Origin of the sequence: Mesorhizobium sp. M0001, assembly GCF_040324255.1 — a bacterium.
In the GTDB taxonomy this organism is placed as follows: domain Bacteria; phylum Pseudomonadota; class Alphaproteobacteria; order Rhizobiales; family Rhizobiaceae; genus Mesorhizobium.
In genome coordinates this window covers 434,374-447,095 of record NZ_JAMYVS010000002.1, presented here as the reverse complement: position 1 = coordinate 447,095, position 12,722 = coordinate 434,374, and the positions used below count along the sequence as shown (strand labels likewise).

12 protein-coding genes are annotated in these 12,722 nt (G+C 64.0%); 5 read left to right on the top strand and 7 right to left on the bottom strand.

Annotated features, from left to right (window positions below; translation table 11 throughout):
• Positions 1-16 precede the first annotated feature (16 nt).
• The 3 genes from NKK50_RS07125 to NKK50_RS07115 form a co-directional block, all read right to left on the bottom strand.
• The gene (locus tag NKK50_RS07125; RefSeq protein WP_352543231.1) at positions 17-1,165 is read right to left on the bottom strand and encodes an extracellular catalytic domain type 1 short-chain-length polyhydroxyalkanoate depolymerase; all 1,149 of its coding nucleotides are present in this window, start codon (positions 1,163-1,165) and stop codon (positions 17-19) included.
• A 208-nt stretch (positions 1,166-1,373) separates the two neighbouring features.
• Entirely contained in the window at positions 1,374-2,360 is a 987-nt protein-coding gene (locus NKK50_RS07120) for an aldo/keto reductase (RefSeq protein WP_023710866.1), read from the bottom strand.
• 244 nt (positions 2,361-2,604) lie between these two features.
• Positions 2,605-3,345 carry a FadR/GntR family transcriptional regulator gene (locus NKK50_RS07115; RefSeq protein ID WP_023710865.1) on the bottom strand — a complete coding sequence of 247 codons (741 nt, stop codon included), beginning with the start codon at positions 3,343-3,345 and terminating at the stop codon, positions 2,605-2,607.
• A gap of 122 nt (positions 3,346-3,467) precedes the next feature.
• Between NKK50_RS07115 and NKK50_RS07110 the strand changes: the two genes are divergently transcribed.
• From NKK50_RS07110 to NKK50_RS07095, 4 genes are all read left to right on the top strand, one after another.
• Entirely contained in the window at positions 3,468-4,373 is a 906-nt protein-coding gene (locus tag NKK50_RS07110) for an NAD(P)-dependent oxidoreductase (protein ID WP_023710864.1), read from the top strand.
• A 154-nt stretch (positions 4,374-4,527) separates the two neighbouring features.
• Positions 4,528-5,058 (top strand): hypothetical protein, encoded by a 531-nt coding sequence (locus NKK50_RS07105; protein ID WP_023713329.1) that lies wholly within the window; start codon positions 4,528-4,530, stop codon positions 5,056-5,058.
• On the top strand, positions 5,055-5,822 hold the full coding sequence (locus tag NKK50_RS07100; RefSeq protein ID WP_352543229.1) for a DUF1829 domain-containing protein: 768 nt from the start codon (positions 5,055-5,057) through the stop codon (positions 5,820-5,822). The genes NKK50_RS07105 and NKK50_RS07100 overlap by 4 nt, the downstream gene beginning before the upstream one ends.
• Positions 5,823-6,152: 330 nt before the next feature.
• Positions 6,153-7,040 (top strand): AraC family transcriptional regulator, encoded by an 888-nt coding sequence (locus NKK50_RS07095; RefSeq protein ID WP_352543228.1) that lies wholly within the window; start codon positions 6,153-6,155, stop codon positions 7,038-7,040.
• Between the two features lie 323 nt (positions 7,041-7,363).
• Here NKK50_RS07095 and NKK50_RS07090 read toward each other — a convergent pair whose 3' ends face one another.
• Both NKK50_RS07090 and NKK50_RS07085 read right to left on the bottom strand, forming a co-directional pair.
• Complete coding sequence (locus tag NKK50_RS07090) at positions 7,364-8,158, bottom strand: FadR/GntR family transcriptional regulator (RefSeq protein ID WP_023671079.1); 795 nt, start codon at positions 8,156-8,158, stop codon at positions 7,364-7,366.
• Positions 8,159-8,161: 3 nt separating this feature from the next.
• The gene (locus NKK50_RS07085) at positions 8,162-9,598 is read right to left on the bottom strand and encodes an FAD-binding oxidoreductase (RefSeq protein ID WP_352543227.1); all 1,437 of its coding nucleotides are present in this window, start codon (positions 9,596-9,598) and stop codon (positions 8,162-8,164) included.
• A gap of 160 nt (positions 9,599-9,758) precedes the next feature.
• On the opposite strand from NKK50_RS07085, the gene gloA reads away from it, so the two are divergent.
• Positions 9,759-10,169 carry a lactoylglutathione lyase gene (gene gloA, locus NKK50_RS07080; RefSeq protein ID WP_023726498.1) on the top strand — a complete coding sequence of 137 codons (411 nt, stop codon included), beginning with the start codon at positions 9,759-9,761 and terminating at the stop codon, positions 10,167-10,169.
• A gap of 74 nt (positions 10,170-10,243) precedes the next feature.
• On the opposite strand, the gene NKK50_RS07075 is transcribed toward gloA, so the two are convergent.
• Positions 10,244-11,212, bottom strand: a complete 969-nt coding sequence (locus tag NKK50_RS07075; RefSeq protein ID WP_352543226.1) for an ABC transporter permease — start codon at positions 11,210-11,212, stop codon at positions 10,244-10,246.
• A 4-nt stretch (positions 11,213-11,216) separates the two neighbouring features.
• A complete protein-coding gene (locus tag NKK50_RS07070) occupies positions 11,217-12,719 on the bottom strand; it encodes a sugar ABC transporter ATP-binding protein (protein ID WP_352543306.1) in 1,503 nt (500 codons plus the stop codon).
• Positions 12,720-12,722 lie beyond the last annotated feature (3 nt).

Sequence of the window (12,722 nt, the reverse complement as noted above, 5' to 3'; positions counted from 1 at the left end):
GGGGCGAGCCTCAGCCTCAGCGCATCAATCCCGCTGCCCGCAGCGCGTCCTCGATGACCTTGGTAATCCCGCCCGCCGGACCGCCTGGCGGATTGACAGGCTCCGGGGCCGGATCGACACGGACGGCTCGCGGTTTTTCCTTCGGCGAGAAAGGCTGCAATGCAGTGCCTGAACCGGCCTCGGCTTTCGCCGTGCGTCGTACCTCTGGCTTCGTCAGCCCCCAGAAACGGGCGATGTGGCGCGTCGAGGAAATCCCGGCATCCAACATGAACGGCCCTGCTTTGCCGAGAGCATTGTCGCCGCCCGCCTGCAATGGCGTGCCATGGCCCATGCCGGCAATGCTGTATGCCTCGACCACGTCGCGGCCTTTGCCGTCGGACCAGACTTTTCGGCTCTGACCGTCGACCTTTTCCGTGCGTGTCGGCGCTTGAGCGAGGCCGTGCACGCCCTGCCATTGCGCCAGCACCGCGTCGGCATTGGAAGGCACCACTGTCGTATCGGCCGAGCCCTGCCAGACCGAAATCCTCGGCCACGGCCCCTTGTGCGGCGAAGCTTCCCGCAACAGACGCTGCAGGTCGGTTCTGGACGGTCCGCCATGGCCACGCATGCGGTCGAAGGCTTCGGGGATGGTCGAGGCGCTGCCATAGGCAAGCCCGGCAATGATCGCGCCACCGGCAAACACGTCCGGGTAGGTCGCCAGCATCACCGCCGCCATGGCGCCGCCGGCGGAAAGACCGGTGACGAATATCCGCTTGCGGTCGAGACCGTGGGTGACCACCGCCGCCTCGATCATCTGGCGGATGGACAGCGCCTCGCCGCTGTCGCGGCTTATATCGCCTGGCACGAACCAGTTGAAGCAAAGATTGGCGTTGTTGGCGCGCTGCTGCTCGGGGAAAAGCACGGCAAAACCCTGCTCGTCGGCAAGTTCGGTCCAGCCGGAGCCATGATCGTAGCCGGCGGCAGTCTGGGTACAGCCATGCAGCACCACGACCAGCGCTGCCTCCTTCGGCAGGTTTTCAGGGAGATAAAACCGCGCGCGGAAGGCGCCGGGATTGGACCCGAACCCTGTCATCTCGGACAGGTGGTCGTCCTTGCTCAGCCCTGCAACGGCTGGCCGGCGGCGCATCGCGCTCAGCCGGGCGATCGTATCGGATATGTCTCGCAAATTGGTATCCTTGCGCGCCGGAATGGGCAGACTCGTGCACACAACGCACACGCAGCAATATCGTTGCTGCACTGCACAATAACAAGCGGCACGGCCGATTAAATGACCGGTGGATCAAAGGATCCGCTGCACAGCTTGTAACGACGAGCGCAATTTTGCCCCGGCTGACCTCTGGTCAGTCAGCCGGTCGAGGGCGGCAGGCGCTGGCTCACCAGCGCTGATGCACGTAGGGCTTGATGTTCTCATCGTAGACCGCCTTCACCTTGGCCATCAACTCGGAGGATAACGGCGCAAGCTCAGCCGCTTCCGCATTGGAAACCGCCTGCGCCGGATTGCGGGCGCCGGGGATGACAACCGTCACCGCGTTGAACATCAGGATCCAGCGCAGCGCGAATTTCGCCATGGTGGTGTCGCCTGACACCAGCGGCCGCACCTTCTCGACCGCCGCCAGCCCGACGTCAAAGGGCACGCCCGAAAACGTCTCGCCGACATCGAAGGCTTCGCCATTGCGGTTGAACAGGCGATGGTCGGTGGTCTCGAACTTGGTGTCCGCCCTGAACTTGCCGGACAACAGGCCGCTGGCCAGCGGCACGCGGGCGATGACGGCGACATCGTTCTTTTTCGCCTGGTCGAAGAACAGCTCGGCCGGGCGCTGGCGGAAGGCGTTGAAGATGATCTGCACGCTGACGACGCCGGGATATTGCATCGCCTTCAGCGCCTCTTCGACACGCTCGACGCTGACGCCGTAATTGCGGATCTTGCCCTGCTCCACCAAACGGTCGAGACGCTCGAACACCTCCGGGTGGTAGTAAAGATCGGTCGGCGGGCAATGCAGCTGCACCAGGTCGAGCGTGTCGGTCTCGAGGTATTTCAGGCTGCGGTCGATCCAGCCGTTGAGGTTCTCGACGCTGTAGCCTTCGACGGTCTGCTTCGGCAGCCGCCGTCCGGCCTTTGTGGCGATGAACGGGCGCGCGCCACCGCGTTCCTTCATCACCCGTGCGATCAGCTTTTCCGAACGGCCGTCGCCATAGACGTCGGCGGTGTCGAGGAAGCTGACGCCGGCATCAAGCGCGGCATGCAGGGCTGCGACCGCATCGTCATCATTGACCTCGCCCCAGGCGGCGCCGATCGCCCACGCGCCGAAGCCGATCTCGCTGACTGATCTGCCGGTACGGCCAAATTTCCGTGAATGCATCTCGCTGTTCCTGACTTGCGGCTTCGCCGGCAATGCCGGCTCCATGATTGCGATTTTTCCGGGAGCCTCATATCGCATGGCAACGCGATTGACATCCCTCTTCCCTGGATTTACCAGATTACAGGGTTGTATGACAACGGGGTAAGACTGCAACAGTGGGAGCCGGGAGGAACATTTCGCTGATGCACGAACTCTATCTCGGCGGGGTCGCCGGATGAGCAGTCCGTCAACCGTGGTTGGCCCCCTAATCGTGAACAGCCTTGTTGCGCAGATCCTCGAAGCGGGCATAGCTTTTGGTCAGATGGCTGCGCATGGCGCGCCGCGCGGCATTGACGTCCCTGGCTTCGATTGCCCCGAGAATGGCGCGATGCTCGCGCTGCATGCGGTCGAGATATTTTTCCCGCTCAGCCTCCGTCATCCGGTCGAGCCGCGTCCAATGGCGCGGGACCATGGCGCTGCCGAACGTGTCGAACAACCGGGTGAAATTCGGGTTCTGCGTCGCAGCGAGAATGGCGCGGTGGAAGCCGAAATCCTCTTCCGAGCCGGAGCCGCCCGCACGCACCGCCGCTTCCAGCGCATCGAGCCGCGCGCTCATCTGCTGGAGCGCCGCCTCGCTGCGCCGCTCGGCGGCAAGGCCGGTCGCTTCGACCTCGATGCCCATGCGCAGTTCGAGCACGCGCAGCACCTCGTCGATCGATTCGAGATCGTCGGGCAGCACGGAAAACGTCTTCGGCGGCGGATCCTTGGCGACGAAGGCGCCGAGCCCCTGGCGCGTGGTGATCAGCCCGCGCGCACGCAGCGCCGCCAGCGCCTCGCGCACCACGGTGCGGCTGACGCCTGTGGCAGCAACAATCTCCTGCTCGGTCGGCAGCCGCTGCCCCGGCGCAAGGTCGCCGGATTCGATCTGCGCAATCAGCGTGTTGACCAGACCCGTCCGCAGGTTGGGCGCCTGCGGTATGGCGTCGAAAGTCATGGGCTCCGCCATCGGTGGCACTCCGGTTCGATTCTTGTTCGAAGGCCGAATCTTATTCAAAGAATTGCATCGACGGGTGCCCGCCGCAAGGTGACGAAAGTTCGGCCCGCCGGCACGAGCCATGGGAGGATTGCATGAAAGAACGCATCGGCTTCATCGGCCTGGGCAGCATGGGCGCCGGCATGGCCGACAATCTGCTGCGCAAGGGCTGGCCGCTGACGGTGCATGTCCACCGCAGCCGCACGGCCGCCGACCGGCTGATCGCCGCCGGCGCCACCGAAGCGCCAAGCCCGCGCGCGCTCGCCACCGCGAGCGACATCGTCATCCTGTGCGTCACCGGCTCGGACGAGGTCGAAGCGCTGGTCAAAGGCCAGGATGGCCTTGCTGCGGCAGCTAAGCCGTTGCTGATCATCGACTGCTCGACCTCCAACCCGTCATCGACGACAGCGCTTGCCGCCGACCTCGCGGAGCAGGGCATGACGCTGATCGACGCGCCGCTGGCGCGCACGCCCAAGGAAGCCACCGAGGGCAAGCTCGACGTCATGGTCGGCGGTGCGGCCGAAATCGTCGCCCGCGCCCGGCCGGTGCTCGAGGCCTTCGCCGCGCGTGTCGTCCACACCGGCCCGACCGGCAGCGGGCACACCATGAAGCTGCTCAACAATTTCATCTCGATGGGCTATTCCGCGATCTATTCGGAAGCGCTGAGCCTCGGCGCCAAGGCCGGCCTGACGCCGCAGGTCTTCAACAGCGTTATATCAGGCAGCCGCATGGATTGCGGCTTCTACCAGGCGTTCTTCGATTTCGTCCTCAACCGCAACGAAAACGCCCAGCGCTTCGCCATCGCCAACGCGCTGAAAGACATGACCTACCTCGCCTCCTTCGCCCAAGCCGCCGGCATCGCCAACCCGATCGGCGCCGCGGTGCGCAATGGGTTTGCGATGGCCGTCACGACGGGTCATGGCGAGAAGTTCGTGCCGGCGCTATCGGATATTGTTGCGGGGTTGAACGGGGTTTCGCTGGTGGGGGCGGCGGAGACGTGACAGCGCTGGAGCGATACGGCGCGGCGATTTAGTATTCGAACGCGCAAGCCAACTGCCCATCTGCATCCTTCGCAGTATTACTCGACGCGCCAAAATTCTGTGAACAGTTGGAAAGAGACTGTTTCCAAAAGAGATTCCACCGTTACGGTGCGTCATGTTCATCAAACCGTCAGCTACCGAGCTGAACCAGGTCAATGACTTTCTCGCTGGTGCGAAATCGCTTCAGGGCGGCCCGCCGGAGTGGACCGACTCCACAAGGATAGGGGACAAAGAAGCGAAATGGCCTATTGAGGACGATATCGGGATCGTCAGGGCGCATCTTCGTTTCCGCTTTCGCTTTCCCGAATATCCGTCGATGAGTTTAATCTTTAGGGGGCAGCCCATCTGGCGTGTCGATGTCGCGCAGCCAGATGAGTGTAAGCCAAATCCCCATGACGCCGGGAAGTTCAACTTGCCACCAAGGGTGTGCGGTGTTCATGAGCATGCGTGGTACGACAATGTCGACGCTGTCAGGAACAGTGGCTGGGGTGGTTTGCCATATAGGCGCCCCATAAATGTGCAAGTACGAAAGCTGCCGCAGGTACTTGCCGATTTTTGCGGCCGCGTTAACCTCACATTGTCCCATGATCAGAGATCATTCGATGTGCCTGCACAACGGACAATGCGCCTGGAACAAAAGCCATGACTCTGAGCGACGAAATCGCCGGTCTGCTAGCTGATTACGAGATCCTCAAGGCGACCGAGGAGGGTATTCGTGTGCCCACTCATTGCCTATATCCTTCTTTCGAGCCGGTGGATGTTTTTGTCAGCAAGAAGCGTGATGGTTTCGAAGTCCACGATTCCGGCAACGCATATCGCTCAGCGTGGGCACACGGGCGTGATCCTCGACTGATTGCCAACGTCATGGAAGAGCAGGCGGCGCGCTTCAATCTGACTGAGCGAGGCAATGTCCTTGTGGCTCGTGTTTCAGACAAAGAATGGCTTACGGCGGCTATCCTAGCTGTAGCAAACGCTTCCGCTGCGACCGCGAATGCCGCTGTAGCAAAGTTTGTGGCTGCCGCAGAAACATCTCTCAAGGAGCGGATAGGCCGTATTCTTGAGAAGACAGTCCCGAAGGATATGCCTACGGAGGAGAGATTCAGTTTGCGCGGCAAGAGCGGCAAGCAGCATGTTTTTGATTTTGCGGTTGTAAGGCGTGACGCCGCGCCGATCTTGCTTATTGATGCTGTCGCGCCGCATCATAACTCGATTGCTGCAAAGTACGTCGCGTTTTCCGACGTGAAGGCTGCGCTCAACGAGCCAAATGAACGCTTCGCGGTGTTTGACCGTGCCCTTGAGCACGATGATGCAGCGCTGATGGAACAAGTTGCTGATCTCGTACCCTTGGCGTCTTTCGCGCAGGGTACACAGAGAGCGTTGAGCTATGAGCGACATCGCAAAGTGTTATGAAATTCTTCGGCCTCATGCTTGGCGCACTCCACGTCAGTCGTAGCGGAGAACGCGGGCGTCTTTTGCCTTAGCGGGCATCGCTTTGGGTGTCTTCGGCGTACCTTTACACCCTAGCCCGATTGCGCACGGCCTTCTGCAGCCGTGAATGCCGCACCGGACGCAACCTCCTGCGCCCGTGACACTGACTCCGCGGCCGCTTCAATCTCAGGCAGATCAGGTGCGCCTCTAGCACCCGCTGGCGCCCACCAGCCCATCCATGTCAAACCGCAAGATCGGTCGAGCGCGACATGCCCCGGAGCGCCTATCTGGTGCCGCCACGGAAGACACGGAATGAAGACGCCACTTGAAAACTACCATGCCCGGATGCAGCGGGTGCTGGACCACATCGACCAGCATCTGGACGGCGATCTGGGCCTGGAAGCGTTGAGCGGCGTCGCGGCGTTCTCGAAATACCATTTCCACCGGCAGTTCACGTCAACCTTCGGCTTGTCCGTGCATCGCTATGTCCAGCTCGCCCGCCTGAAGCGCGCTTCGTACCGGCTTGCCGAGAGCGACGCCCAAAGCGTCACCGACATAGCGATGGATGCCGGTTACGACGCACCGGATGCCTTCGCCCGCGCCTTTCGGCAACGGTTCGGACAATCGCCTTCGTCGTTCCGGAAGTCTCCCGACTGGGGGGCGTGGCTCATGGCCTTCGGGCCGCTCGACAAAGCAAGGACCACGCTCATGCAGATAATCTTCGAACCCGCCGACGTGATGATCCGCGATGTGCCGCCGACGCCGGTGGCGATCATGGAGCATCGCGGCGACCGGGCGACGCTCCAGGACACCATCCAGCGCTTCATCGCCTGGCGCAAGGCGGCCGGGCTCTCGCCCGAGACAAGCCCGACCTTCAACATCTTCCGTTCCGAAAGGGAGCCGGCGAACCCGGCCGATTACAGCATGGATATTTGTGCCGGAACCGACCTGCCGGTAGAAGGCGGGCCGATCGAGGCCGCGCAGATGAAGGCCGGCGTGATCCCCGGCGGACGCTGCGCGGTGCTGCGCTATCCCGGCAACACCAACAATCTCGAGCCCGCAGCGCTCTACCTCTACCGCGAATGGCTTCCGGCCAGCGGCGAGGAGGCGCGCGACTTTCCGATCTATTGCCAGCGGCACTTTTCGTCGAACGGACCGGTGCGCGAAGTGGTGCTTGAGCTGTTTCTGCCGCTGAAATAGCGCGGTGGGGTGGCGGCCTATCTCCGGCCCTGAGCTGGTTGAGCCGACGACCGTGTGAAATCTGATATGGCGCTCCCCCACTCCGTCTCGGCTTCGCCGAGCCACCTCTACCCCCACATTCGTGGGGGAGAGGAAACCAAAGCTTTTGAAGGGCTGCGATCTCGGAGATTGGCATTTCCTCATCCCCCATGAAATGGGGGGTCCGAAGGACGGGCGAGACCCGTGGCTCGCCCCGGCAAGGTGGCTCGGCGAAGCCGAGACGGAGTGGGGGTCAGCGCCGCCATAGGCGATTGGCCCAGCGCGCGGACAAGGCAAGGCTATCCCTAAGCCTGCCCGCGCACAGCCTTCCGCAACCGCGAATGCCGTACCGGAGACGCTGCCTCAGGCCCCGGCGCTATCTCCGCAGCTTCCCCCTCATGCAACCCCACCCGCAGCGCCGCGCCCGCCAGATGGTCGCGCATCGCGGCTTGCGCCCCTTCGGCGTCGCCGGCACGGATCGCTCTCAGGATGCGCTCATGTTCGCCGAGCGTGATGCGGGCCATGTCGTCCGACTTTTGCTGGTTGCCGGCGGCGAGAATGCTTTCGCGCACCCGCTCGGACACGAAGACCAGGAATTGGCCCATGTAGGAATTGCGCGTCGCCTCGGCGACGGTGCGGTGGAATTCGAGGTCGCTGCGCAGCCAGGCGACGCTGCCATAGGGGGCGGCGCGCATGCCGGACAGCGCATCGCCCATGGCTTTGAGATCGGCGTCGCTGCGCCGTTTTGCGGCAAGGGCCGCCGCCTGCACTTCGAGGATGCCACGCAGTTCGAACAGATTGCGAAACGAGTCGGCGCGCTGCAGCGTCTCATGGTCGATGGTCAGCACCGTCGGGTTGTTGCTCTCGACCACGAAGGCGCCGCGCCCCTGCTGCGACCAGATTCGGCCTTCCGAGCGCAGCCGCGCGATCGCCTCGCGCACCACGTTGCGGCTGACCCCGAAAGTGGTTGCCAGCGCCGCCTCGGTCGGCAGCTGGTCACCCGGCTTCAGCCGCCCTTGCGCGATCTCGCGCGAGATGGAACTGGCCACCAGAGTGGAGAGGTGTGGGCCGCGATTGACCTTGTCGAGTTTCAGCGTCATCGCTCACCTATAGTCGACGGCGGGTGCCGGCGCCAGAATGCGGCCGTTGCTGAGAATGTGGCGCGGGTCGAATGCGTCCTTGATGCCGGCGGCGAGGTCGAGCGTCACCGGATCGATGCGGTCGAGGAATGCCTTCTGCTTGACCCGGCCAATGCCGTGCTCGGCGCTGATCGAGCCGCCATAGCGGTCGACGACAGTGAAGATCTCGGCTTCCGCCTGCTCGAACAGATGTTCCATCGCCTCGGTGCCCATGCCTTCCGGCGGCACGACGTTGAGGTGGATGTTGCCGTCGCCGACATGGCCGTAGGTGACAGCCAGGGCGTCGGGCCGGGCTTTCTCCAAGGCGGCCAGCGCATCGGTGACGAAATCGGCAAGCCTGGAGATCGGCACCGACACATCGGTGCGCAGGTAGCGGCCTCCCCTGCCCTGCCGCTCGACCATGATCTCGCGATAAAGCCACAGCCGCTCGCCCTGCGCCCTGGTCGAAGCGATGACGCCGTCCTCGACGATGTCCTCGACGCTGCCGAGAAAATCCAGAAGCATATTGGAGAGGTCGATCAGCCCGCCCGACGACACCTCGATCAGCACGTAGACGGGATAGGGCTGGCTGAGCGGATCGAGAAAATCCTTGCCCTCGCGCATGGTGATCTCGATGCCGCCGCGCAGGATCAGCTCGAAGGCGGTGAGCAAATCGCTGCAATCGCGCCGCGCCCTTGCATAGAGTGCCATCGCGTCCTCGACGGAGCGCAAGCCGACCAGCGCGGTTTCGATCTGCGTCGGCTTGGGGAACAGCTTCAGCGCCGCCGCGGTGACGATGCCGAGCGTGCCCTCCGAGCCGATGAAGATCTGCTTCAGATCATAGCCGCGATTGTCCTTGCGCAGCACTTTCAGCCCGTTCCAGATGCGGCCGTCGGCCAGCACCACTTCCAGGCCAAGCACCAGGTCGCGCGTCATGCCGTAGCGCAGCACGTTGAAGCCGCCGGCATTGGTGGCGACATTGCCGCCGATGCGGCAGCTGCCCTGCGCGCCGAAGGTGATCGGCAGCAGGCAGTCGCTCGCTTCGGCCGCGCGCTTGGCGTCCTCGAGGATGCAGCCGGCCTCGACCACCATGGCAAAGTCGATCGGGCTGATCGAACGGATACGGTTCATGCGCTCCAGCGAGATGACGATCTCGCCGCCATCCGCCGCCACTGCGGCGCCCACGAGCCCGGTCAGGCCGCCTTGCGGCACCACCGGAATGCGCTCGGCATGGCAGAACCGCATCAGCGCCGACATCTCCTCCACCGAAGAGGGCCGCGCCACGGCCAGCGGCCGGCCGAAATGATCGCCCGACCAATCGCGGCTGAAGCGCGCCAGATCCGCTTCATCGGTCAGCTGCCCACCGTTCGGCAGCAGGCCGGCGAGGGCTGCGATCTGCGATGCGGAGGGCGCGGCATTCATGGATTGGCTCTGGGCCCCTTGGCAAAACGACTGGACAAATACCTGCGTTGTCGTGTTATCATACAACCCTGATTTAGAACATCAAGCGAGGCCATTTGCCGTCAAGCGTTCGATGTGGATGATCAGACCCGCAAATCACAGAATTCGGAGGACTCCCCCAATGAGCGACGCCCCGGGCTTTCGCTATATGCACACCATGATCAGGGTGCTCGACCTCGACAAGTCGATCGCCTTCTACACCGAGGTGCTTGGCATGACCCTGCTGCGCCGCGACGACTACCCCGGCGGCAAGTTCACCAACGCCTTTGTCGGCTACGGCCCCGAGGAAAAGGAAGCCGTCGTCGAGCTGACGCTGAACTGGGGCCGCGAGGAGCCCTACGAGATCGGCACCGGCTTCGGCCATCTGGCGCTCGGCGTCAACGACATCTACGCCGTCTGCGCCGAACTGGAAAAGCGCGGCGCCAAGATCCAGCGCAAGCCCGGCCCGATGCAGCACGGCACCACCCACATCGCTTTCGTCGAAGACCCCGACGGCTACAAGATCGAGCTGATCGGCCTCGACACGATGTGATCCGATCGGGCCGGACCGCATCGGCCTCGCGCCGATGCGGTCCCGTCCTGTCCGCGCTTGCCTGGGAGGCGGGATCACTTGATGACCGCGATCTTGCTGCGGTCGATGGTGATGGCGACGGCGGCAATGAGCACGGCGCCGAACACCATGTTTTCCAGGAAAATGTTGACGCCGACAAAGGTCATGCCGATGCGAACGATCGAGATGATCAGCGCGCCGACCGCCGTGCGGGCAACGCCGCCGAGCCCGCCGGTGATCGCCGTGCCGCCGACTATGACGGCGGCGATGGCCGGCAGCAGCAGCTGGTTGGCCAGCACCGGCGAACCGCTCGACAGCCTGGCTGCCAGCACGATGCCGGCGATGGCCGCGAGCATACCCGACGCGGCAAAGGCGATGATCTTGGTGCGGTCGACATTGATGCCCGCGGCCCACGCCGCCGGCTCGCCGGCGCCGACCGCGATCGCCTGGCGGCCGAAGCGCGTGTAGCGCAGCGCCAGAAAGGCGGCGATGCCGATCACCGCCGAAATCAGCACCACCACGGGAATGCCAGCGACAGTGGCGTTGATCCAGGCGGTGTTTTCGCGACCATCCTCCTCGATCGTGATGGCGCGGCCATTGGAGACCCAGAGCGCCAAGCCGGTGACGACGCCGCCGGTGGCGAGCGTCGCGACGAAGGACGGCACGCGCAGCTTGACGTGGACGACGCCGCTCAGGATGCCGAAGGCAAGCCCCGACAGGATCGCCACCGGAAAGGCGGCAAGGCCGAGCGAAGGCAGCAATTGCGCCAGGATGACGCTGGCCAGCGATGCCACCGCCTGGATCGACAAATCGATGCCGCCAAGCAGGATGGCGAAGGTGACGCCGGTCGCCAGGATGAACAGCACGGCAGTGTTGGCAAACAAAAGCGCCACGGTCTCGCCGGTCAGGAAGCCGGGCGCGGCGATCTCGATGATCAAAAGCAGGCCGACCAGCAGCACCAGCGGAATGGCGCCTTGCGTCCACTTGCCCTCGAAAACCCGCCTGATGGAGAACGCTTCATTCATCGGCTCACACCATTGCCCTGAGAAGATCGACCTGGTTCGGCTTGTTGCCCGGGCTGGCATCGAAGCGCGCGGTGATTGCACCATCGCGCATTACCAGCACCTGGTGCGACAGGCCGATCGTTTCCTCCAGCGTGTCGGAAATCAAAAGGATCGCCACGCCTTGCGCGGAGAGGTCGCGCACCAATTCGTAGACCTCTTCCTTGGCGCCGACATCGAGCCCGCGTGTGGGATGGTCGAGCACCAGGATGCGCGAGCCCGCCGTCATCCAGCGCGCCAGCACCACCTTCTGCTGGTTGCCGCCGCTGAGCTTGCGGCAGGCGGCATCGGGGCCGGGCGCCTTGATGCGCAGCCGCTTGATCCAGTCGGCGGCAAGCCGGCGCTCCTTGCCATAATCGATGGCGCCATGGCGCATGACGCTGGAGAGATCGGCCAGCGAAATGTTCTCCGCGATCGACAGGAACATCACCAGCCCTTCGAGCCGGCGCTCGCGCGGGACATAGCCGACGCCCTTGCGCACCGCCGGCTCCGGCGAGGAGAAGCGCACGGCATCGCCGGCGATTTTCATCTCGCCGGCATCATGCTGGACGAAGCCGCCAACGGTGCGCGTCACCTCCTCGCGGCCGGAGCCGACAACGCCGGCAATGCCGACGATCTCGCCGGCCCGGATCGAGAGATCGACGCCGTGATAGAAACCGTTGGCGCCAAGCCCCTTGGCCTCGACCATCACGATATCGCGCGGCGCCAGCTGGCGGGCCTCGCGGAAATATTCGGCCTGCAGGCCGCGCCCGACCATGATCTCGTGCAGCTCCGGCGCGGTGACTTCGGCTGCACGATGTTCGGCAACGACGGCGCCATCCTTCATCGTGTAGACGCGGTCGGAGATATTGAGCACCTCGTCGAGGCGGTGCGAGACGAAGACGAAGCTGGCGCGGGATTTGAGCGAGCGCACCCGCGCGAACAGCACCTCGATGTCGGCGGCGTTGAGCACCGAGGTCGGCTCGTCGAGCAGGATCAGCAACTGCCGCTCGACCACTTCCTCCAGGGTCAGCGCCTTGGCGAGCTCGACCATCTGGCGCGCCGCGAAGGTGAGTTCGGAGGTGCGCGCGGTGACGTCGATGTCGATGCCGATCTTGGCCAGTTGCCGCCGCGCCGCCGCGTTCATGGCGCGCCAATTGACGAGGCCGAAGCGGGTGAAGCGGTCCTCTCCGCCGAGATAGATGTTTTCGGCAACCGTCAGGTTCAGCACCAGCGACTGCTCCTGGAACACCATGCCGATGCCATGCCTGGCCGCATCACGGGCGTTGCGCATGCGCAGCTGTTCGCCATCCAGCGTGAGCGAGCCGCCATCCGGCCGGTAGCCGCCGGCCAGCACCCGCATCAGCGTCGACTTGCCGGCGCCGTTCTCGCCGATCAGCCCGACAACTTCATTGGGCCGCACCTCGATGGAGACGTCGCGCAGCGCCTGGACGCCGGGGAAATTCTTGATGATGTTGGACGCCTGCAGCATGGC